General features: G+C 71.4%; 20 protein-coding genes. 11 read left to right on the top strand and 9 right to left on the bottom strand.

Features of this window, described 5'->3' with window-relative positions; all coding sequences use genetic code 11:
* Positions 1-26: 26 nt before the first annotated feature.
* Both IG75_RS0100360 and IG75_RS0100355 read right to left on the bottom strand, forming a co-directional pair.
* On the bottom strand, positions 27-2,087 hold the full coding sequence (locus IG75_RS0100360) for a trypsin-like serine peptidase (RefSeq protein ID WP_030519095.1): 2,061 nt from the start codon (positions 2,085-2,087) through the stop codon (positions 27-29).
* Positions 2,088-2,162: 75 nt separating this feature from the next.
* Complete coding sequence (locus IG75_RS0100355) at positions 2,163-3,026, bottom strand: AfsR/SARP family transcriptional regulator (RefSeq protein WP_051714029.1); 864 nt, start codon at positions 3,024-3,026, stop codon at positions 2,163-2,165.
* 187 nt (positions 3,027-3,213) lie between these two features.
* On the opposite strand from IG75_RS0100355, the gene IG75_RS0100350 reads away from it, so the two are divergent.
* Positions 3,214-3,414: a hypothetical protein gene (locus IG75_RS0100350; protein WP_030519093.1), complete on the top strand. Its 201-nt coding sequence runs from the start codon at positions 3,214-3,216 to the stop codon at positions 3,412-3,414.
* Between the two features lie 52 nt (positions 3,415-3,466).
* Here the strand turns inward: IG75_RS0100350 and IG75_RS0100345 are convergent, their stop codons facing one another.
* The gene (locus IG75_RS0100345; protein WP_030519092.1) at positions 3,467-3,667 is read right to left on the bottom strand and encodes a hypothetical protein; all 201 of its coding nucleotides are present in this window, start codon (positions 3,665-3,667) and stop codon (positions 3,467-3,469) included.
* Positions 3,668-3,894: 227 nt separating this feature from the next.
* Between IG75_RS0100345 and IG75_RS0100340 the strand changes: the two genes are divergently transcribed.
* The gene (locus IG75_RS0100340) at positions 3,895-5,409 is read left to right on the top strand and encodes a phosphatase PAP2 family protein (protein WP_051714027.1); all 1,515 of its coding nucleotides are present in this window, start codon (positions 3,895-3,897) and stop codon (positions 5,407-5,409) included.
* On the opposite strand, the gene IG75_RS0100335 is transcribed toward IG75_RS0100340, so the two are convergent.
* Positions 5,357-5,935, bottom strand: coding sequence for an NUDIX domain-containing protein (locus IG75_RS0100335; RefSeq protein WP_051714348.1), 579 nt, complete (start codon positions 5,933-5,935; stop codon positions 5,357-5,359). The two genes, IG75_RS0100340 and IG75_RS0100335, sit on opposite strands and share 53 nt — an antisense overlap.
* A gap of 153 nt (positions 5,936-6,088) precedes the next feature.
* Complete coding sequence (locus IG75_RS0100330) at positions 6,089-6,319, bottom strand: hypothetical protein (RefSeq protein WP_030519089.1); 231 nt, start codon at positions 6,317-6,319, stop codon at positions 6,089-6,091.
* Positions 6,320-6,755: 436 nt separating this feature from the next.
* Here IG75_RS0100330 and IG75_RS0100325 point away from each other — a divergent pair, with 436 nt between their 5' ends.
* Positions 6,756-7,631 carry an SAM-dependent methyltransferase gene (locus IG75_RS0100325; protein WP_051714025.1) on the top strand — a complete coding sequence of 292 codons (876 nt, stop codon included), beginning with the start codon at positions 6,756-6,758 and terminating at the stop codon, positions 7,629-7,631.
* A gap of 19 nt (positions 7,632-7,650) precedes the next feature.
* Here the strand turns inward: IG75_RS0100325 and IG75_RS0100320 are convergent, their stop codons facing one another.
* The 4 genes from IG75_RS0100320 to IG75_RS0100305 are packed head-to-tail and all read right to left on the bottom strand — an operon-like array spanning position 7,651 to position 11,750.
* Entirely contained in the window at positions 7,651-8,547 is an 897-nt protein-coding gene (locus IG75_RS0100320; RefSeq protein WP_030519087.1) for a glycosyltransferase family 2 protein, read from the bottom strand.
* 4 nt (positions 8,548-8,551) lie between these two features.
* Positions 8,552-9,439 (bottom strand): glycosyltransferase family 2 protein, encoded by an 888-nt coding sequence (locus tag IG75_RS0100315; RefSeq protein WP_030519086.1) that lies wholly within the window; start codon positions 9,437-9,439, stop codon positions 8,552-8,554.
* On the bottom strand, positions 9,436-10,395 hold the full coding sequence (locus tag IG75_RS0100310; protein WP_245713144.1) for a polysaccharide pyruvyl transferase family protein: 960 nt from the start codon (positions 10,393-10,395) through the stop codon (positions 9,436-9,438). The genes IG75_RS0100315 and IG75_RS0100310 overlap by 4 nt, the downstream gene beginning before the upstream one ends.
* A gap of 5 nt (positions 10,396-10,400) precedes the next feature.
* Positions 10,401-11,750 carry an aldehyde dehydrogenase family protein gene (locus tag IG75_RS0100305; protein WP_030519084.1) on the bottom strand — a complete coding sequence of 450 codons (1,350 nt, stop codon included), beginning with the start codon at positions 11,748-11,750 and terminating at the stop codon, positions 10,401-10,403.
* Between the two features lie 171 nt (positions 11,751-11,921).
* Between IG75_RS0100305 and IG75_RS0100300 the strand changes: the two genes are divergently transcribed.
* Genes IG75_RS0100300 through IG75_RS0100265 form a run of 8 tightly spaced genes read left to right on the top strand, consistent with a single transcriptional unit; the run spans position 11,922 to position 21,339 of the window.
* Positions 11,922-12,899 carry a glycosyltransferase gene (locus IG75_RS0100300; RefSeq protein WP_030519083.1) on the top strand — a complete coding sequence of 326 codons (978 nt, stop codon included), beginning with the start codon at positions 11,922-11,924 and terminating at the stop codon, positions 12,897-12,899.
* Positions 12,900-12,920: 21 nt separating this feature from the next.
* Positions 12,921-14,141, top strand: a complete 1,221-nt coding sequence (locus tag IG75_RS0100295) for a glycosyltransferase (protein ID WP_030519082.1) — start codon at positions 12,921-12,923, stop codon at positions 14,139-14,141.
* Positions 14,138-15,211, top strand: a complete 1,074-nt coding sequence (locus IG75_RS0100290) for a UDP-glucuronic acid decarboxylase family protein (RefSeq protein ID WP_210436746.1) — start codon at positions 14,138-14,140, stop codon at positions 15,209-15,211. Before IG75_RS0100295 ends, IG75_RS0100290 begins: the two co-directional genes overlap by 4 nt.
* Before the next feature lie 45 nt (positions 15,212-15,256).
* Positions 15,257-16,879, top strand: a complete 1,623-nt coding sequence (locus tag IG75_RS0100285; protein ID WP_030519080.1) for a carbamoyltransferase family protein — start codon at positions 15,257-15,259, stop codon at positions 16,877-16,879.
* A complete protein-coding gene (locus tag IG75_RS0100280) occupies positions 16,876-18,369 on the top strand; it encodes an HAD-IIIA family hydrolase (RefSeq protein WP_030519079.1) in 1,494 nt (497 codons plus the stop codon). The genes IG75_RS0100285 and IG75_RS0100280 overlap by 4 nt, the downstream gene beginning before the upstream one ends.
* Positions 18,366-19,409, top strand: coding sequence for a glycosyltransferase family 9 protein (locus tag IG75_RS0100275; RefSeq protein WP_030519078.1), 1,044 nt, complete (start codon positions 18,366-18,368; stop codon positions 19,407-19,409). Before IG75_RS0100280 ends, IG75_RS0100275 begins: the two co-directional genes overlap by 4 nt.
* A complete protein-coding gene (locus tag IG75_RS0100270; RefSeq protein ID WP_030519077.1) occupies positions 19,406-19,969 on the top strand; it encodes a D-sedoheptulose-7-phosphate isomerase in 564 nt (187 codons plus the stop codon). The genes IG75_RS0100275 and IG75_RS0100270 overlap by 4 nt, the downstream gene beginning before the upstream one ends.
* A complete protein-coding gene (locus IG75_RS0100265; RefSeq protein WP_030519076.1) occupies positions 19,966-21,339 on the top strand; it encodes a PfkB family carbohydrate kinase in 1,374 nt (457 codons plus the stop codon). Before IG75_RS0100270 ends, IG75_RS0100265 begins: the two co-directional genes overlap by 4 nt.

The following is a 21,339-nucleotide window of genomic DNA, read 5'->3' as shown; positions in this document are numbered from 1 at the left end:
CTCTCCCGCGCTTGTTCCGGCCCTTCTCACACCGTCGCCGCGATACCGCTGTGAACGGCCTGCGCGACGGCCGGGTGGGAGAGGTATTCGGTGATGCTGTGTGCCCGTTCCCGGGGATTGTCGACCGGGATCTCGCGCAACTGTCCTGTCCAGGCGTGCCGTAACGGGCATCCGATGGTGATCGGGTCGACCGCCGCCCAGGCATTGAGCCAATCGCCTACCCGGTCGGGGCGGTGTGGGCCGCGGACCAGCAGTTTGCCGTTGACAGCGTCCAGGCCCAGCGGGCTGCCGAGGGTGACGAGCACGGTGACGTCGAGCTCGGGCCGGAGCAGGGTGATCAGGTCCATGGCGACCGCGGTACCCAGGCTGTGGCTCACCAGGGTGAGGTGCCCGGACTCGGGGACTGTGTCGAGGACACAGTCGAGGACGGCGCGCCGGGTCGGTTCGTCGGCGAGATAGGTGGCGACATCCCGGAAGACCTGGGCGATGACGAGGTCGTCCAGATCGCTGCGGGCGGCGAGCCAGCTCAACTGGCGCTGCAATTTGCTGACGAGCACACTGCCGATCGCGCCCAGCCCTTCCGCTTCGGTGGGGTGCGCCGCCTGTTCGTCCTCGGGCAGTCCGGCGTCGGTGGCCGCATCCCGCAGGATCTGTTCGTAGAGGCCGCGGGCCGGGGGGTCGGCCGGCGCCATGGCCAGGGCGTGGTCGACGGCCATGGTCTCGGGTGCGAGTCCCGTCGCTCCGGGCGGTGTCAGCAGCGCGGCCAGCCGGTCCCCGTAGAACGGGAAGTACACATCGGCCGGATCCACCGGACCGGCTCCGGCGAGGGTGAGCCCTTTGTTGAGCCCGGCGGCCCACTCGCGGCGCAGTAGTTCGGGATCGCGACCGTGCTGGCTGCGGCCGTGCAGGAACAGCAGGTGCCGGGTGCCGCCGAAGGCAGCCGGGCGGGCCGGCAGGCCGCGACGGGGTCCCCCGTCCGCCTGCGGCGTGGCAGCCGGGGCCGTGGTGTGCTCCGCGGCAGGCGCGGAGACGGTGACCGGCGCTCCGTCGGCCAGCCCGGAATCGGGGCCGAGTTCGGCGAAGTACTCGCGGTGACGCGCGGACTGCGGTAGCCCGGCCAGATGGGCGAGGATGACGCTGATGCGCACGCCCTCGTTCGCGGTCCAGTCGATCGCGTCGTCACCGTCGTCCTGACTCCAGAGCGTCCCGTCGCGGCGCAGGATCCGCCCCTGTTCGTCGGTGCGCGGCACACCGGAATGATGCAGCGCGACCACTTCCCACTGGTCGTTCAAGACCGGGGACCCGGAGTTGCCCGGTTCGGTATCGGTCGAATAGTGCAGGAAATGCTCGAGCTGCAGATCGAGCTGATTGCTGCGGATCCCGATCTCCTCGAGCCGGCCCATCGGGTGACCGATGATGTTCATCGCCTCCCCGACGACGATCTTCCCCTGGTCCGCGACCAGGGGGTTCCACCAGCCGACGATCTCCGCGGGCAGCCTGCCGTCGGCACCCGGACGGACGGGCACCAGGGTGAAGTCGAGGTACTCGTCGGTGACGAAGAAATCGGGGTCCAGCCCGAATCGCAGCGACAGGCACGGCTCGTTGTCGACCGTCGTCTCGGCACCGAATTCGACGAGCGCCTGGTCCACGGCGTCCCGGTCGGGGAGGACGTGGTTGTTGGTCAGCAGCAGTCTCGGCGAGACCAGGAACCCGGTGCCCAGCGGGATCTCGCGGCCGTTGCTGCGGCGCGAGATCCGCGCGACCGATGCCGCCGTCCGCGCGCCGCGGGCGAGGAAATTGGCCGGTTGGAGTTCATTGCCGGCGCCGATGATCCGTTCGAGGGTGGTGATCCGATCGGCGGGCTCGGTCCGTCCGGCTTCGATCATGGCCCCGACCGGCAGTTCGCCGGTGACCGCGAGCCGCTGCGCCCGGGCGCTGATCTGCTCCGGGGCATCGACAACCGGGCTGTCCTTCTTCTTGCGGCGCCGCTCGACGTCCTCCCGCCGGGTCTCGGTCGCCCCATACCGTGTGGCGGCGGAGCGGATCTGGTCGAGCCACGCCGCACGGATCGGTCCGCGAAGATTCATGGTCCACCCGCCTGAGGATTCGGTCGCGCACATCCGCTGTCACCGAAGTCTGCCCGTGCGGGCGTCACGCTGCCGTCACCGCGGCCGGCCCGGTGGCGCGGGAGACGGGGTCGCGCTCGCCCTCCGCACCTCGTTCGGGCCGGCGTCGAGGCTTCCGGGCACCGGGAAGGTATCGCGGTGGACGGGTGGGCGGTCGGCCACGGCCGATATCGGCGGCCGCGCGAGCAGTCCGGCCAGCTGGGTCGACGGCGGTACGCCGAGTTCGCGCAGGAGCAACCGGTGGAAGGTGGTGTAGGTGTGCCGGGCCTCCCCGATATTGCCCTCGGACAGATGTGCTTCGATCAGTGCCCGCTGGGCGCTCTCGCGGATCGGATCGGCCGCTACCGCGAGCAGCGCCGCCTCGACGCCCTCGGCGCACCGGCCCCGGGCGCACAGCTGCCGGCTGAGGCTCTCCAACGCGTGCAGCACCCGGTGCCGTAAACGCTCGCGTTCGAACAGCGCCCAATCGTCGTACCAGCCCGGCAGCAGATCGAGCGCCGCATCGATACAGGGGTCCAGGACCAGGTCCGCGGCGGCGGCCGAGCCCTGGATCAGCCGGCGCGCCCACGCGCTCACCTCGTCCACATCCACCCCGACCTCGGCCCGCAGCATGAGCGAAACCTGGTCGGCGACCACCAGGTCGAGATCGGCCGCACGCAGCCGCCACAGCGCCGACCGCAGATTTCCCGACGCCCGCCGCTCGCCGACACCGGGCCACAGCAGACCCGCCGCGCAGCAGCGCTCCACCCGGCCCCGGCGCAAGGCCAGCAGCGCCAGGAGCCGTTTGCTGCCCTCGGCGATCTCACGACGCTCCGCGCCGACCGTGACATACGGTCCGCCGAACAAATGCAGATACGAAGCGACACTTTCCGGGCCACTCCGCCGGCTCAGAGTGTCCATGGCCTCGGCTCACTGTCCGATCGTGATAGCAGAAGAGAATAATTCGTGTCCGTCACCGGGTTGTCACAGCGCTCGCGAGCCCGGATACCGATTCGACCACCATCGCCGAGGGCCTCCGCGTACCCGCGCAGTCACCACCGGTCACACCGCAACGCACCGGTGACACCCGGCGCGCGACGCTGGACCGATGAGTTCGCGCCCGTCGCCCTACGGTCTGTGCCTGGTGCGGCTCGAATCGCAGCCGCCGCACACACTGATCTCGGTCGTCACCGACTACTGCGGTGTCCCCGGCCTGGAACAGCGCCGCGATTTCCTCGACGACACAGCCGGCGCCACCGCGGCAGTCCGCGCCTATCTGCTCGCCTTCCTGGCGAAGACGGACGAATGACCCTCCCGCCGAACCCACGGCCGAACTCGTCATCTCCCGAGCGGGCAACGCGTCATGCGGCCGACAGGGACGCCAGGAAACAGGGCAGGGTCGGCGGAAACTGCATGGTGCACACGAGGCCGGCCTGCACGGCGGCGTTCCCCTGCTCGGTCACGCCGGGCTCGAGCGGTAGCGCCGGCGACGAAGTCGCGGTGGCGAGGGGAACCGCCAGGAGAAAAGCGGCGAGAATTCCGCCGCGAACAGCATTGCGCACGATGCGTCCTTTCCGAGTGACATCCCGACCCGCACCCGTTCCAGTGTGCCGGAGACAGACCCGCCAGTGCCGCAGAGCTGCGTCGGCAACGAACCGATTGCGGCTGCGGTTCGGGGGAACCCCTGGACAACCGACTACATCCGAACGAACAGTCCCCGGTGGCCGGCCACACGATCACGTGGCACGACCGGGGCGTCACCCGAACAGCAGGAGGTGTTGCGTTGTCTGTGGACCGGCGCGACGACGAGGCCGTGACAGGCGTCGAACAGCCCGGCGATCCGGCTCGGCCCGGGGCGGCGGCCGAACGGTTCGCCGTCCGGAGCCTCGCGGCATTACTCGCGACAGTAGGCGCCGGTATCGGGTTCGGAGTGCTCACGGCACTGGTCCGGGTGCGGTGGCAACCATTGCAGGCCGCGGATCAAGCGATCGCCGACCGGGTGACCGCAGTCGTCGCCGAACATCCGGTCATGCGCGAGATCCTCTTCGCCGTCACCGATCTCGGCGCGACAATCACGTTGGTCGGAATACTCGCCGTGGGTGTGCTGTGGCTGCTCCTGCGCCGTCTCCCGCGGCTGGCCGTTCTCGTGATGCTCACCGGCGCGGGCGGATTGATCCTCAACCCCGTCGTCAAAGAACTCGTCGCGCGGCTCCGGCCGGTGGTGGAAACTCCGGTCTACCGTACGGACGGATGGAGCTTCCCCAGCGGGCACGCCATGAGTTCCCTGGTGTGTTACGGCATTCTCCTACTCGTTTTCGCCCCCGTCCTGCACACGAGAGCCCGGCGCGTGATCTCCGGATGCGCGGTCCTGCTCGTGGCGGCCGTCGGGCTCAGCCGGATAGCACTGGGCGTGCACTACCTCACCGATGTCCTCGCGGGCTGGCTGCTCGGTTCACTGTGGCTCGCCGCGATCACCGTCGCGTTCCACCGCTGGCGTGGTGACGCCGGACTCGGCGACGCGGGTCCGCTGCCCGGCGATGTAGGACCGGACGAGCGAGACGATCTGCGGCCGGTCCCGGAACGGCACGCCCCCACGATGCCCCACCCCTGGCGTGGGTTCGGCGAGCTCGCGGTCGGGTGGGTCCTGCTCGTGGGGCTGCTCATCGGGCTGGGCAAGCTGGTACGCATCGGCGGAACCGGCAACCCGGTCACCCGTTGGGATCACAGTGTCGTGGCCGCACTGGCCGCGCACCGCGGCCCCACGCTCACCTCCGTGCTCGACGTGTTCGGCGAAATCGGCAACACCACCGCGGTCATCACCGTCGCCTTGGTCATCGCCGTACTCGCGGTGGCGGTCCTGCGCAGCCGGCGACCGGCACTGTTCCTCGGCGTCGCGCTGCTGGGCGAGGTCACGCTGTTTCTCGCCACCTCCGCGATCGTCGACCGCGCACGCCCGCAAGTCACCCCGCTCGACCCCGCCCTGCCGCCGACCTCGAGCTTTCCCTCCGGACACCTCGCCGCGTCCCTGACTCTCTACGCGGGCAGCGCCGCGCTGCTGTGGTGTTCCACCCACCGGAGGCCGTACCGGCTGCTCGCCGCCGCACTGATCCTGATCCCCGCCCTGGTGGCGGCACAGCGGCTGTATGCCGGCGCGCACCACCCCACCGATCTCCTCGGCTCACTCCTGCTGGCATCGATATGGACCACCGTCGCCTGGTGGGTCGTCCGGCCGGTGCCGGCCCGCGCGGCGGCTACCGGCGGAGTTTCAGCAGCAGGTAGGCCGCCATGGACGGGCCGTCGGTGAGCACCCCGGTGCGCAGCATCGCCTCCACCTCCGATTCGGGGAACCACTGCTGGCGCATATCCTGTTCGGTGTGCTCGCGGTCCGGTGTGCCGGGCGTCAGTTCGGTGGCAAGGAATACGTGACAGCCCTCTCCGGTCATCGCGTTCGCGCAGTGCAACCGGCCGAGCCGTTCCAGTCGGCCCGCCGTGAATCCGGTCTCCTCGGCGAGTTCGGCCGCGGCCAGTTCCTCCGGGCTGCCGGTCACGCCCTCGGGGAAGGCCCCGGATGGGAACTCCCACGACCGGGCCCGCACGGGATAGCGGTACTGCTCCACGAGGTGGAAACCGCCGTCCTCCCACGGGATGACAAGCGCGAAATCGGGTTTGTCGATCACCGAGTAGAGCCCGGGCGACCCGTCCGCGTGCTCGATCCGGTCCTCGCGCAGCGACAACCACGGATTCCGGTAGACGACCCTGGACGACAGCGTTTTGATGGACACTTCCCCAGTGTCCCGCCTCGTCTGTGCCGCCGGCCCGTACCGCGCCATTTCCCGGCGATGATTCATGCCGGTCACTCGCGCCACTCGAACATAGCCGTCGTTCCGGACCGACACGTTCCCACTACTCCCCCGGAATCGGCAACCTGTTGCGGCGCAATCGTTTCGGGCCGGATCAGGTTCCTGAATTCCCCGGCCGCCCGGTCACCGGCCTCGACGACCTTCGTGATTCCGGCGCGCGGCGGCTCCGCGCCGGCGCAGCTCTGCTCCCTCCAGCCAGGTGTAGACCGCGTCGTACCCGGCGATGCCGAGCCCGATCAACCCGATGAGGCCGGTGATCACCGTGGCCGGGATCAGGCCCAGCATTCTGCAGAGCACGGCCGCGACCACGAGCCCGATACCGACGACGAGGCTCCACTTCCCGATGCTGCTCATGCCTCCACCGTTTCTCCGGGCGGCATAGGCCCCTGGTCCGAACCGCTCTCCAGAAACTTGTACCGCATCACTCGTCGTTCGTCGAAGCCGTTCAGCACAATCCACAAGGCGGGCCGGAACTATTGTCCCCTGCGCACGAATCTGCGCCCCCGCCGGAAGCGGCCGGCTCCGGAAGGCTACGGCCGGTGCCGGTCCGGCGGGACCCTGCGGTCGGAGATCTCCGGAACCGGGAAGGGATTTTCTTCGTTGACACGGTGTCCCACCGAGCGTGGCCGAGTCCACGCGGCGTCAAGGCCCACGATATGGGGGGTGGGCGCGGACGTCGGCCATGGTGTAAACCTCGGCCTCCGTTGGCAACACAACCATAAATAGTGTTGCCGTGTTACATTCGAAAGCGCCCCTGGAGGGCGACCGTTCGGTATGTGATGGAGGCGCGATGACGATCGATACCGCCCTCTCGCTCGGTGGCCGGCCGGTCGGCGCGGACACCGACCGGCCCAGCATCCCCCGCGCCTACGACTACAGCCTGGGTGGCAAGGACAACTACGAGGTGGACCGTTCGGCCTTCGAGCGGATCCGGCGAATAGCACCCCGGCAAGGCGATGTGCACGTCACGAACCGGCGCTGGCTGACCCGTGCCGTGCGATCGCTGGCCGAGGGTGCCGGGGTCCGGCAGTTCCTGGATCTCGGCGCCGGACTGCCCACCCGCGATCCCCTCCATGTCGTCGCACAGGAATGCGGGCGCGGCGACGTGGCGTTCGTGTACGTCGACCACGACCCACTCTGCGTCGCCCACGGCCGGGCGATGCTGGAGCGCAACGAGAACACCCGTTACCTCCCCGGCGACCTCACCGATCCCGCGGCGACAGTGGAGAAGGCGGGCCGCCACCTGGACCTGCGGCAGCCGGTCGCGGTCCTGCTGGGCGCGGTCCTGCACCACCTCGCCGACGACGACGATCCGGCGGGCATCGTGGCCCGGTACATCGATCTGCTCCCGGCCGGTTCGTACGTGGCGATCACGCATTACTGCGATCCCGGTCCGGGTCGTCCCGAACTCCACGAACTGGCCCGGAAACTCGAACGGGCGCATGTGCAGGAGGAATTCGGCTCGGGACGGTACCGGAGCCCGGAGCACATCCGCGCGCTCTTCGGCTCGCTGGACCTGGTGGAGCCGGGACTGACCCCGCTGGACGAATGGTGGCCGCAAGGGCCGCCGGTCCGCGCCGCGGCACCCGAAGAGCACCTCATCCTGGGCGGACTCGGGCACAAGCCGGGGCGCCACCTCGAACCCCTCCGGCTCGTCCGCCGATGAGATCCCCGGCGCCCGGGCCTCAGCCCACGTAGCGGCGAGCCGGGGAGCGGCGTTGCGACTCCTCCAGCCGGACCAGGCCTTCCTCCACACCCGGCGGCACGACCTTGCGCTCCCGCAGCACCCAGGGCAGTCCGCGCAATGTCTCCAGCACGGCCGCGGCGGTCGCCCGGTCGGCCGGAGCGGAACCGAGCACCACCGCGGTCCGGCGGGCCGCACTGCGCACCGGGCGGCGCAACCACAACGTCCACAGGGTGTTCCGGATCCCGAGACCGCGGCGACGCGTCGAATCCCTTTTCCCGGATGGGGCGTGGTGGATCACCATGTCCGGGATCCAGCACATCCACCAGCCGTGTGCCGCGAGATCCAGTGCGAGCAGCTCCTCCTCCCCGCCGAACCACAGCCGCGGCGAGAAACCACCGACCTCGGTGAACGCGCTGACGCGAAAGGCGGACAGACCCGCCATGATGCCGAGCAGCGCCGGTCCCGGAAGCCAGTCCGGGCCGGCGACCGGGGAATCACGCAGTTCCGGTGTGATCGGGTCCTCGCGCAGGTCGGGCGCGACGAGACAGCGCCCGGTCACCGAGCCCAGCCCCGGGTATGCGTCGAGCAGGTCCGCGGCGCGGGTCAGCGCGCCCGGCTGCCACTGCGTATCGTCGTCGCAGAACGCCACGTAAGGTGTGCGCGCCCGCCGGACCGCGATATTGCGGGCCACCGCGCCGAGATTCTCGGACGCGCGGACGAGTTCCACCGAGGGGAACCGGTCGGCCACGGCGTCCGCGGTGCCGTCGGAGGACGCGTTGTCGACCAGGACGATCGGCGCCGCATCGGGCAGTGTCGTCATATGCGCCAGCGTTTCCAGCAGCTGGGTACGCCGGTCGCGGGTGATGATGACGACCGTCATCCGATCGGTGGCCATCGGCTCATTTCCTTCCGTCGGCGAGTTCGAGGATTCTGGCCCGGCTCTCCACATCCGGCGGTAGCCGGCGCCGCTGCGCCAGCGCCCGCGGCAGCCGGCGGATCACTCCCGCGACCGCGAGCAACGCCCCGGGTTCATAGGCGGTCCGGCCGAGCAGCCGGACGGTTTCGGCCGCGCACTGCCGGATCGGACGCCGCATCCAGGTGATCAACGCGTTGTTGCGCTGTTCGGCCCGGCGGCGCCACGCCGGTGGGGGACGGTGCGTGGAGGGGTGGTGGTGGGCTCGCACCGCGGGCACGTAGCAGAGATGCCAGCCGTGTGTCGCCAGATCCAATGCCAGCAAACGCTCTTCGGCGCCGAAATGCAGCAGCGCATTGAAGCCGGCCGCCTCCCGGTACGCGTCCCGCCGCACGATCGCGGCGCAGGCCAGGAAGCCGAGCACCGAGGGGCCGGGCAGTTCGGCGGCATGTCCCAGCGGACTCGCCGCCATCCGCTCGTTCACCGGATCGTCGCGGTGGTCGCCACCCACCAGCGTGCGTCCCGCGACGAGACCGAGTCGCGGGCAGCGGTCGAGGACCCGTTCGGCTTCGGTGAGCGCGTCACCGGCCCACCACGAATCGTCGTCGCTGAAAGCGATATACGGGGTGCGGGCGACGGCGACGCCGAGATTGCGTGCCGCCGCTCCGAGATTGCGGTGCAACCGGATGACCTTCACCCCCGGAAAGCTCCGGGCTCGTCCGGTGGTGTCGTCGTCGGAGGCGTTGTCCAGCACCACGATCGGCGGTTGCGGCCGCAGCGCACACAATTCGGTCAGGGTACGGGTCAGCTCCCCGGCCCGATTGCGGGTCGCGATCACCACCGTGGTCTTCGGGGTGCCGCCGGGCGCGTTCACGCCGGCCCTTCGCCGCGCAGCTCACCGAGCAGCTCGCCGGTCAGCGCATCGGCCGCGGGCAGATTCTGCCGGCGCGCCCGCTCCCGCCCGGACGGCGACAGACACCACGTCCACCAGTGGTCCAGCGTAGCCGGGTCCGCGACCCGTTCCGCGGCCACGAGCGCGGGCCAGCCCAGCGCCGCCGCCTGGGCCGTGACCTTCCCGCCGCCCGCGACGGGATCCACCGCCAGCACCGGGGTCCCGGCGCGCAGCGCGAACACCAGACCGTGCAGCCGGGTCGTGACGACGGCGTCGAGGCGGGCGAAAACCGAGGCGAGCTGGTCGGGGGTGGCGCAGTGATGCCAGTCGTCGGTGGCCAGCCGGGTATCGAGTGGTACCCGGGCGCAGTCGAGGCCGCCCAGCCAGCGCCCGAGCGCCTCGTGCACCGGGCGATGCCGGCGCGCGGCACCGTATTCGGTCTGTCCGGGCGCGAGCACCACACCCGCCACCGCGACACAGGCGGTGGTCGCCGACACGGAGAGATCGGGCCGGCTGGTGGTGCGATCGTCGCGGGCCAGCACCCGGTGGAAACCGGTGACCGCCACGTCGGCCGGGTCCACCACGGTGACCCCGACCGCGATACGCCGGCAGTCCGCGTACCGTTCGTGCAACGAGCGGACCTGCTCGCCGTGGATGGGCCCGCAGACGAAGACGAGATGCGAATAGCGTCCGGCGTCGGCGTCGTCGAGGTGTAATCCCTCGGCCCGGAACCGCGGGCTCCACGCCGTATCGTGCGGTATCCCGGCGGCGGTGAGGCTCTCGCTCACATGACGCATGCTCAGCACATCCCCGGCCGTCGCCTCGCCGTGCACGAAACTGGACCAGCCGGTCACCAGTACCCGCGTGGTCGGCGCCCGCTCCGTCCGGCCGGGCGGGGCGGGCGGCGCCGCGGGTATGCCCCGCGCGGCGGCGGCCACCGGATTCACCGGGGCGCGGAGTTCAGGTGGACGACCTTGGTCTGCGTCATCTCGTCCAGCAGTTCGGGTCCGTACCCGTAGCCGGTACCGCTGGCGCCGCGGGGGTGCGCCGCGCCGCCCGGCGCGCCGCCGAATACCGCGTTGATCTTCACCGTACCGACCGGGAGCTCCCGCCAGGCACGCTGGGCATGCGGCAGTGACGACGTCAGCACCGTCGCGGCCAGCCCGTACTCGTCCCGGGCCGCTTCCGCGAGACCCCGGTCGAACGATTCGACCCGGCACACCGGCGCGACCGGACCGAAGGTCTCCTCGCGCATGATGCGCATATCCGGTGTGCAGCCGGCCAGCACAGTGGCCGGGTAGTGCGCCCCGGCGCCGTCGGGCACGGCGCCGCCCGTCGCGCATTCGGCTCCGGCGGCCACTGCCTCGTCCACCTGCGCGTGGACCAGGTCGCGATGGCGCCGGTCGACGAGCGGCGCCAGGGTCCGGGATTCGGCCGCCACCACCAGCGCGGCCAGGAACGGCCGCGCGATCGCCTCGTGGACGAAGATCCGCTCGACCGATACACAGATCTGGCCCGAGTTCGCGAACGCGCCGAGCGCGGCCTGCTCCGCGGCCCAGCCGGGGTCCACCCCGGCGTCGACCACCAGGGCGTCGTTACCGCCGTTCTCCAGCAATGCCTTCGCGCCGGTCACGGCTGTACTGCGCGCGATCGACCGTCCGGTGGCGGTACTGCCGACATGCGCGACGACATCCACATCGGCCCGGGCGGCCAGCGCGGCACCGACGGCGCCGCCGCCCTGCACGGTCTGCAGCACGCCCTCGGGTAGCGCACGGGCGAGGAGCTCGCCCAGCAGCGCGCCGGTATGCGGCGCCCGCTCGCTCGGCTTGTACACCACCGAATTGCCGGTGATCAGGGCGGCGCCGAGCAGACCGCACGACACCGCCACCGGATCGTTCCACGGCGTCAGCGCGACGACGACGCCACGCGGCTCCCAGACCATGAAGTCGGTCGCGTCGATATCGCCCTGCAAGCTCTTTCCGCGATGCACCGGGCCCAGCTCGGCGTACTGCTCCAGGGTCGCGGCGCCGGCCGCGATGCCCTCGGCGCCCTCGGCACGCGGGCGACCGGTTTCGGCCTCGGCGGTCGCGGCGAGTTCGGCGACGTATTCGCGCAGCAGACCGGCGCCCGCCCGTAATACCGCGGCACGTTCGCCGACCGGGGTACCCGCCCATCCGGGTTGGGCCCGGCGGGCCGAGGCGACCCGCCGGTCGAGTTCGGCGGCGCCGGTCACGGACACCGTGCCGACAGCGGCGCCGGTGGCGGGATCGCGGATTTCGATCGTCGCGGTCACCGGCGACCGCGTGGGTTCTGTGACGGTGCTCGATCGGCTCATACCGGCGCGCTTTGCCCGGCACCGGCGGTTCAAACCCGGCTCGGCGAGTCGCCGCGCCGGGCCGCCCGGTAGAGCACCGCTTTACCCGCGCTCGTGTTTGAACCGGCTCGAACAGGTAAGAGCCAGCGCATGGCGGAGACGGCGAACCGGCTCGACATTCTGCTCTGGCACGTGCACGGCTCGTGGACCAGTTCGTTCGTCCGGGGAAGACATCGCTATCTGCTGCCGGTGGTGGCAGGCGGCGGGCCGTGGGGCCGGGGCCGTTGCGGGCGCGAGTGGCCGTCCGCCCGGGAGATTCCGGCCGGGGAGCCGGGGAGGACCGAACCGGACGTCGTGGTGCTACAGCGTCCCGAGGAGATCGGTCTGGTCGAACGCTGGCTCGGCCGTCGCCCGGGTATCGATATCCCGGCGGTGTACGTCGAGCACAACACCCCGCGCCCGCATGCCGCCACCACCCGCCATCCGCTGGCCGACCGAGCCGATATCCCGCTGGTGCACGTCACCCATTTCAACGATCTGATGTGGGACAACGGACGCGCACCCACGCGGGTCGTCCCGCACGGCATCGTCGATCCGGGCGCGCGCTACACCGGCGAGATCCCGCACGGTGTCGCCCTGATCAACGAACCGCTCCGGCGTGGGCGGATTACCGGAACCGATCTGCTGCCCGCCTTCGCCAGGGCCGGTCCGGTCGATCTGTACGGTATCGGCGCCGCCGAATTCACCATGGAAAGCCCCACCGCGCACCCCGTGCGCGGTATCGCCGATCTCGGCCAGGCCGCCCTGCACGAGGAGATGGCGCGGCGGCGTGTGTATCTGCACACCGCGCGGTGGACCTCCCTCGGCCTGTCCCTGCTCGAAGCCATGCAGCTGGGCATGCCGGTGGTCGCGTTGGCGACCACCGAGGCCGTCCGCGCGGTCCCCCCGGAGGCGGGAGCGCTGTCCACCGATATCGCGGTACTCACCGCGCGGTTCCACGAGTTCCTCCACGAACCCGATCTGGCGGTGCTCGCCGGGAAATCGGGACGGCAGTACGCACTGGAGCACTACGGTCTCGAAACCTTCCTGCGCCGCTGGGACGGTCTGCTCGCCGAGATCACCGCATAGGGATCGGAAAGGGGCGCAACCGTGAAGATCGCGATGGTATCCGAACACGCCAGTCCGCTGGCCGCGCTCGGCGGCGTCGACGCCGGTGGCCAGAACGTCCATGTCGCCGAACTCGCCGCGGGGATGTCCCGGCGCGGACACGATGTCACCGTCTACACCCGGCGCGAAGACGCCGCCGCACCCACCACTGTGCGGACCGGACAGGGGTATCGCGTGACCCGGGTGCCGGCCGGCCCGCCGGAGGTACTGCCGAAGGATGAACTGCTCCCGTTCATGGACGAATTCGGGGAGTTCCTCCGGCAGGACTGGCAGCGAGAGGCGCCCGATGTGGCCCATGCCCACTTCTGGATGTCCGGTCTCGCGACGCTCGCGGCCGCACCCGCGCTCGGCATTCCGGTGCTCCAGACCTTTCACGCGCTCGGCGTGGTCAAACGCCGATACCAGGGCGCCGCCGACACCAGTCCACCGGCGCGGGTGGGGCTGGAACAGGGCATCGCCGACCGGGCCGACCGCGTCATCGCCACCTGTACCGACGAAGTGTTCGAACTGGTCCGGATGGGACTGCCGCGGACCCGCACCTCGGTGATCCCGTGCGGCGTGGACCTCGATCGGTTCACCCCGGACGGACCGTGCGCCGCCGGGTCGGCCCGGCATCGGATCGTCAGCGTGGGCAGGCTGGTGCCGCGCAAGGGTTTCGATATCGCGATCGCCGCGGTGGCCCGGCTGCGCGATACCGAACTCGTGCTGGTCGGCGGACCCGACGACGGACGACTCGCCGACGACCCCGAAGCGCAACGGCTCTCGGCGCTGGCCGGCGAACTCGGGGTGGCCGACCGGGTGCATCTGCTGGGCCAGGTACCGCGGACGGAGATGGCGCCGCTGCTGAGGTCGGCGGATGTGGCCGTGTGCACCCCCTGGTACGAACCTTTCGGCATCACCCCGCTGGAAGCGATGGCCTGCGGGGTACCCGTGGTGGCCGCCGCGGTCGGCGGGCTCACCGATACCGTCGTCGACGGTGTCACCGGCAGGCTGGTGACACCGCGGGACACCGGCGAACTGGCCGACGCGGTCGGCGGCCTGCTGAACGCACCGCAGACCAGGGCGAACTTCGGACGCGCCGGGCGCGAACGGGTCCGGGCGCGTTACTCGTGGGAGCGGATCACCGCGGAGACCCTGCGGGCGTATCGCCGGGTGGCCGCCGCGGCCGTACGCACCGAAACCGGCCGGGAGGAGGCGCGGTGACGACGCACGCGCCGGATCCGGTACCCGCCCCGGACGGGTGGGCGAGCGACCACCGGGCCGGGCACCCCCGGCGGGTGCTGGTGACCGGCGGCGCCGGTTTCGTCGGCTCGCACCTGTGCGAACAGCTGCTCGACGCGGGCGCGTCCGTGGTCGCGCTCGACAACTTCGCCACCTCCACCCCGGACACTATCGCCGGACTGGTGGACCGGCCCGCCTTCGCGATCATGCCGCACGATGTGACCGAATCGTTCTCCGGCCTGGGCTGGTTCGATGTGGTCTTCCATCTCGCGTCGGCCGCCTCGCCGCCCGACTATCTGCGGCTTCCGATCGAAACGTTACGAGCGGGTTCGCTCGGTACCGCGAATGCTCTCGATCTCGCCGAACGCACCGGCGCCCGGTTCGTCCTCGCGTCCACCAGCGAGGTGTACGGCGATCCGGGGATCCACCCGCAGCCCGAGGGCTATTGGGGCCATGTCAACCCGGTCGGGCCACGCAGTGTCTACGACGAGGCCAAACGATATGCCGAGGCATTGACCATGGCGTACCACCGGGAACGCGGCGTGAACACCGCAATCGCCCGGATCTTCAACACCTACGGCCCCCGGATGCGGGCCGACGACGGCCGGATGGTGCCCACCTTCATCGCCCAGGCGCTGGCCGACGCTCCGCTCACCGTGGCCGGCACCGGTGAACAGACCCGGTCGCTGTGTTACGTCGAGGACACGGTGCGTGGCCTGCTGGCGCTGGCGCGCACCGATCATGCGGGACCGGTCAATATCGGCAACCCCTGCGAACTCTCGGTACGGTCGCTGGCCGAGGAGATCCGCGCGGCGGCCGGAAGCAACTCCGCGCTCGAATACGTCGACGGTGCGATCGACGATCCGCAGCGTCGCTGCCCGGATATCGCCCTGGCCCGGCGCGCGCTCGGCTGGCAGCCGTCGGTCGACCGGGCCGAAGGGCTGCGCCGCACGATCGACTGGTTCGCCGGGCGGACGGCACCGGCGGACGAGTCGGATCCGGTAACGAAACGGCAGGCCGGTTTGGCAGTCGATTCGCCGGGTAGCGCGTAGACGTTTCGCGGTACGAGCCCGTATCCCCAGAGGAAAGGCCGCCCCGTGCGCATTCTCGGTGTGAACGCCATATTCCACGATCCCGCTGCCGCCCTCGTCGTGGACGGTGAGATCGTCGCCGCCGCGGAGGAAGAACGGTTCACCCGCCGCAAGCACGGTAAACAACCGGTTCCGTTCGCGGCCTGGGAGATGCCCGAGCAGGCCGCCGCGTGGTGTCTCGAGCGCGCGGGCCTGCGGCCCGACCAGCTCGACGCGGTGGGCTACTCCTACGATCCCGCGCTCGTGGACCATTCACTCGGCGGTCTCGACCCCTCCAGCGAGGCACTCCGTACCGACTACGCGCGCCGGGCGCCCGCGTTCCTGCGTACCGCGCTGCCCGGACTCGACCCTTCGATCGTGCGGTTCGTCAGGCACCATCTCGCCCATGCCGCCTCCGCGGCACTCGCGGCGCCGCTGGGCGATGCCGCGGTGCTGGTCGCCGACGGACGCGGGGAGAGCAGTTCGTATCTCGCCGGGGAGTACCGGGACGGAAAATTCGTCGAGCTGGCCGCCCAGCGGCTACCGCATTCGCTCGGCCTGATGTACGAGGACCTCACGGAGCATTTGGGTTTCGCCCGCTCGAGCGACGAGTACAAGGTGATGGCACTGGCCTCCTACGGCACGCCGCGCTTTCTCGACGAATTCCGGGAACTCCTGTACACCACCGGCGACGGCGGTTTCCGGACCGAACCGGTGGACTGGGCGCAGTACGCCCCGGCGGTGACCGGCGGCGCACTCGGCCCCGACCACGCCGATCTCACCGCCAGCGCGCAGCGGCGGCTCGAGGAGGTACTGCTGGAGCTGACCGGATGGCTGTACCGGCAGACCGGGCAACAGGATCTCACCCTGGCAGGCGGTATCGCCCTCAACTGCGTCGCCAACACCCGGCTGCACGCCGAGGGACCCTTCGAACGGATCTGGGTGCAGCCCGCCTCGGGTGACGCCGGTACCGCGCTGGGCGCCGCACTGCAATTGGCGGCCGAATTCGGGGAACGGGCCGCGCCGATGCACCGCGCCGATCTGGGCCGCGAGTGGACCGACGCGGAACTGGAAGCCGTATTGCGGACAGCCGACCTCCGGTACAGCAGACCGGCGGATGTGGCGGCCGAGGTCGCGGCGGCACTCGCCGCCGATCAGGTGGTCGCCTGGTTCCAGGGCCGGGCCGAATACGGCCCGCGCGCCCTCGGGCACCGCTCGCTGCTCGCACACCCCGGCCGGGCGGCCAACCTGGAACGCCTCAACGATGTGAAGGGCCGGGAACAGTTCCGGCCGGTCGCGCCCATGGTGCGGGCCGACCGGGCGGCCGAGATCTTCGGCCGCGGCCCCCTGCCCAGCCCGTACATGCTGTTCGTCCACGATGTGGCACCGGACTGGCAGGACCGGATCCCGGCGGTGACCCATGTGGACGGCACGGCACGGGTGCAGACCGTCGATCCGGCCGACGATCCCCTGACGGCGCGCATGCTCACCGAATTCGACCGCCGCACCGGGGTGCCGGTGGTCGTCAACACCAGCCTGAACACCGCGGGCCGTCCGATGGTCGATTCCCCGCGCGACGCGCTCGAATGTTTCGGTTCCGCCCCGATCGATGTCCTCGCCATCGGTCCGTTCCTGGTGCGGCGCCGGTGAACCGCCTCGACTACAGCATTGTCGTCCCGACCACGGGCCGCGACAGTCTCCGGCTGCTGCTGGAGGCGCTGGAGGCCGCGACGGGCCCCCGTCCCCGGGAGATCATCGTGGTGGACGACCGGCGGGGCGGCGGCGAACTCCCGCTGCCCGACGGCAGCGCATCCGTACACGTGGTCCGCTCGGGTGGCCGCGGACCGGCCGCCGCCCGCAATGCCGGCTGGCGGCACGCCACGGGAGCCTGGATCGCCTTCCTCGACGACGATGTACTCGTCGCCCCCGATTGGCCGGACCGCCTGGCCGCGGACCTGCTCGGTCTCGCCGCGGACACCGCCGCGTGTACCGCGCGCATCGAGGTCCCGCTGCCGGGGCACCGCCGGCCGACCGATGACGAACGCGGCACCGCCGGGCTGGCGACCGCCCGCTGGATCACCGCCGATATGGCCTACCGCCGGTCCGCGCTGCTCGCGGTGGGCGGGTTCGACGAGCGATTCCCCCGGGCCTACCGCGAGGACGCGGACCTGGCACTACGCGTCTGCCTCGCCGGTTACACCATCGCGTCCGGGCAGCGGGTCACCGTCCACCCGGTCCGCGCCTCCGGGCCGCTGGCCAGTGTGCGGGCCCAGCGCGGCAATGCCGACAACGCGCTGATGCGGCGCAAATACGGCGCGCACTGGCGGCGGCGCATCGGCGAACGGCACGGACTGCTCCCCCGGCACGCGCTCACCACGGCGGCGGGCGCGGCGGGCCTGGCGTTCGGTGTGATAGGCCGGTCCCGTGCGGCGCTCGCCTGCGCCGTGGCGTGGGCGGCGCTCACCGGGGAGTTCGCGCTCCGGCGCATTGCGCCCGGCCCCCGCACCCCGCGCGAGATCGGGCGGATGGCGGTCACCAGCGCGCTCATCCCCCCGGCCGCGTGCGGGCACCGGATACGCGGCGAACTGCGCCACCGCCGCGCCACCCATCCCGCGCCGCACGCACTGCTGTTCGATCGCGACGACACGCTGATCGTCGATATCCCCTACCTCGCCGACCCCGCCGGAGTGCGGCCGGTACCGGGGGCCGCCGACGCCCTGCGCCTGGTGCGGGCGGCCGGAATCCAATTGGGTGTCGTCAGCAATCAGTCCGGTGTCGCGCGCGGACTGATCAGCCCCGGCCAGCTGGCCGCGGTCAACGACCGGGTGGAGGAACTGCTCGGGCCGTTCGGGACCTGGCAGGTCTGTGTCCACGGCGAGGACGAGGGCTGCGTATGCCGCAAACCCGCACCGGGTATGGTGCGTCGCGCCGCGGCCGAACTCGGTGTCGATATCGACCGCTGCGTACTGATCGGCGACACCGGCGCCGACGTGGCCGCCGCACTGTCGGCGGGCGCCCGGGCCGTCCTCGTACCCACGGCGCGGACCCGGCCCGAAGAGATACGCCACGCGCGGATCGCGGCGAGGGTCGCGCCGGATCTCACCAAGGCGGTCCGGATGGCGATGGCGGGTCCGCTGTGACGGGCCGGGTCCTGGTGGCGCGGACGGACAACGTCGGCGATGTCCTGCTGGCGGGTCCCTGCGTGCGCGCGGTCGCGGCCCACGCCGAATCGGTGACGCTGCTGGCCGGGCCGCGGGGTCGCGCGGGCGCCGAACTGCTCCCCGGGGTGGACCGGGTGCTGACCTGGTGCGCGCCCTGGATCGACCCGGAACCGCCGGCGGTGACCGCGCCGGATATCGACGCCTTCGTCGCGGAATTGCGCGGCCTGGAACTGGACCGGGCGCTCGTCCTCACCTCGTTCCATCAGTCGCCGCTGCCCCTCGCGCTGGTGCTGCGGATGGCCGGGGTCCGCTGGATCGGCGCGATCTCCGAGGACTACCCGGGTTCGTTGCTGGATCTGCGGCATCGTGTCCCCGGCGACCCGCCGGAGGCCGAGCGCGCGCTCTCGCTGGCCACCGCGGCCGGGTTCGGGCTACCGCCGGGCGACGACGGCGGATTGGCGGTGCGCGGCCCGCTTCCGGACGTCGGCCATCTCACCGGCGAGCCCGGATATATCGTCGTGCACCCCGCCGCATCGGTTCCGGCCCGCCAGCTTTCCCCGGCACGGTCGGCGGCCGTGGTCGCCGCCCTCACGAGTGCCGGATACCGGGTGATCGTCACCGGCGCCGCCGGCGACCGGCCGCTCACCGGTCTCGTGGCCGGTGGTCGCGCCGTCGACCTCGGCGGCGCGACCACCCTGCCCGAACTCGCCGCGGTATTGCGGGACGCGAGTGTCGTGGTGGCACCCAATACCGGGCCGGCGCATCTGGCCGCGGCCGTCGGAACGCCGGTCGTCTCCCTGTTCGCGCCGGTGGTCCCCGCCGCCCGGTGGGCGCCCTACGGGGTGCCGGTGGCGATATTGGGCGACCAGGACGCATCGTGCCGGGACAGCAGAGCCCGCGAATGCCCGATCGCCGGACATCCGTGCCTCGAGTCGATTTCCCCGGACGACGTCGTCCTGGCGGCGAAAGAACTCAGCGCAGGCGGGTGCGCCGGTCTGCAGACAGGAGGTGTGTCGTGATGGAGGAGCATTTCGCGGCTCTGTGCAAAGCACTGCAGCGCACCAGTTCGCACGCGCCGGAGATCCACGGGTGGGGGCGCGAACTGGCCACGGTGTTCCGCAACGGCGGCCGATTGCTCGCCTGCGGTAACGGTGGCAGCGCGGCCGAGGCCCAGCATCTGACCGGGGAACTGGTCGGCCGTTTCCGCAACGAGCGACGGCCGCTGTCGGCGATCGCGCTGCATGCCGACACCTCCGCGGGGACCGCCATCCTGAACGACTACGGGGGGCACGAACTGTTCGCCCGGCAGGTCCGCGCCCACGGCCGGCCCGGCGATATCCTCGTCCTGCTGTCCACGAGCGGCACCAGTCAGAATGTGGTGGCCGCAGCGAAAGCGGCGCACGATATCGGTGTCACCACCTGGGCCATGACCGGGCCGGCGCCGAATCCGCTGGCGGCCCTGTGCGATCGCGCCGTCGCCGTGGAGGCACCGAGCACCGCCACCGTGCAGGAAGTGCATCTCGCCCTGGTGCACACACTGTGCGCGGCGCTCGACGAGGCGCTGGGAATTCCGGCGTGAAACCGCTGATCGTCCTGGGTGACAGCCTGCTCGACGTCGATATCGAAGGCGACGCGACCCGGCTGTGCCCCGAGGCGCCGGTCCCCGTGGTCGATGTCCGGAGCAGGCGGCTGCGCCCGGGCGGGGCCGGGCTGGCCGCGATCCTGGCGGCCCGGTCGGTGGCCGAGGTCGTGCTCGTCACCGCGACCGCCGACGACGACGGCGGTCGCAGCCTGCGGCGGCTGCTCGACCCGGAGGTCGAGGTGGTGCCGATGGCGCTGCGCGGCGAAACGGTACGCAAGACCCGGGTCCGCGCGGGCGGCCAGTCGCTGGTCCGGCTGGATACCGGCGACGGCACCGCGGAGGCCGGTCCGCTCGGCCCGGCGATCGTGCGCGTCCTGCGCGCGGCGGGGGCGATCCTGGTCGCCGACTACGGGCGCGGCGTGGCCGCACACCCCCGGATCCGGCGGCTGCTGACCGAACTCGCTCCGTCGGTGCCGGTGGTGTGGGATCCGCATCCGCGCGGGCCGGCACCGATTCCGGGTGCCGCGCTCGTCTCGCCGAATATGAGCGAGGCGCGGCAGTTCGCGCCCGGGTACGCCGAGCCCGACGAACTCGCGAAGGTACTCCGAGACGAATGGACCGCGGATTCCGTAGCCGTCACCCTCGGCTCCGCCGGGGCTGTCCTGGCCAACGGGAAGCGGCTGGCAACGGTGCCGGTGCCCGGCGAGATCCGGCTCGGCACCGCCGCCCCCGACACCTGCGGTGCGGGCGATCGGTTCGCCTCGGCCGCGGCGGCGGCCCTGCTGGACGGATCGACGGTGGCCGAGGCGGTGGGCCGGGCCGTGGGCATCGCGGCCGGGTTCGTCGCCGGTGGTGGCGCGGCCGCGCTGTCCCGTAGCGACACATCCGAACCCGCGAGCACCGCCCGCGCCGAGAACTCCGGATCGGCGTTCGAGGTGGCGGCAGGTGTCCGGGCGCGCGGCGGCCGGCTCGTCGCGACCGGTGGCTGTTTCGATCTGCTGCATCCCGGCCATATCAGCCTGCTGCGCCAGGCCCGCGCCATGGGCGACGCGCTGATCGTCTGCCTCAACTCCGACGACTCGGTACGGCGGTTGAAGGGGCCGAGCCGCCCGATCGTCGCCGAACGCGATCGCGCCCGGCTGCTCGGCGAGCTGGCCTCGGTCGACGCCGTCACGATCTTCGACGAATCCTCCCCGGCCGCCCTGCTGGAGCGACTGCGCCCCGATGTCTGGGTCAAGGGCGGCGACTACGCGGAAGCGGATCTGCCCGAGGCCGGCGTCGTCCGCCGGCACGGCGGTGAGATAGCGCTCATACCCACGGTCCGCGGCTACTCGACAACTCAGCTGGTCACCCGGTCCCGCGGCTGA

The sequence above is a fragment of the Nocardia rhamnosiphila NBRC 108938 genome (genome assembly GCF_000720425.1).
In the GTDB taxonomy this organism is placed as follows: domain Bacteria; phylum Actinomycetota; class Actinomycetes; order Mycobacteriales; family Mycobacteriaceae; genus Nocardia; species Nocardia rhamnosiphila.
Note: the sequence above shows the minus strand (reverse complement) of the source record. Positions and strands in the feature narration are given on the sequence as shown.

What these genes read in the sequence shown, in the direction of transcription:
- IG75_RS0100360 (WP_030519095.1), bottom strand. Translation starts at nt 2,087, where the DNA reads ATGAATCTTCGCGGACCGATCCGTGCGGCGTGGCTCGACCAGATCCGC.
- IG75_RS0100355 (WP_051714029.1), bottom strand. Translation starts at nt 3,026, where the DNA reads ATGGACACTCTGAGCCGGCGGAGTGGCCCGGAAAGTGTCGCTTCGTAT.
- IG75_RS0100350 (WP_030519093.1), top strand. Translation starts at nt 3,214, where the DNA reads ATGAGTTCGCGCCCGTCGCCCTACGGTCTGTGCCTGGTGCGGCTCGAA.
- IG75_RS0100335 (WP_051714348.1), bottom strand. Translation starts at nt 5,935, where the DNA reads ATGGCGCGGTACGGGCCGGCGGCACAGACGAGGCGGGACACTGGGGAA.
- IG75_RS0100330 (WP_030519089.1), bottom strand. Translation starts at nt 6,319, where the DNA reads ATGAGCAGCATCGGGAAGTGGAGCCTCGTCGTCGGTATCGGGCTCGTG.
- IG75_RS0100325 (WP_051714025.1), top strand. Translation starts at nt 6,756, where the DNA reads ATGACGATCGATACCGCCCTCTCGCTCGGTGGCCGGCCGGTCGGCGCG.
- IG75_RS0100320 (WP_030519087.1), bottom strand. Translation starts at nt 8,547, where the DNA reads ATGGCCACCGATCGGATGACGGTCGTCATCATCACCCGCGACCGGCGT.
- IG75_RS0100300 (WP_030519083.1), top strand. Translation starts at nt 11,922, where the DNA reads ATGGCGGAGACGGCGAACCGGCTCGACATTCTGCTCTGGCACGTGCAC.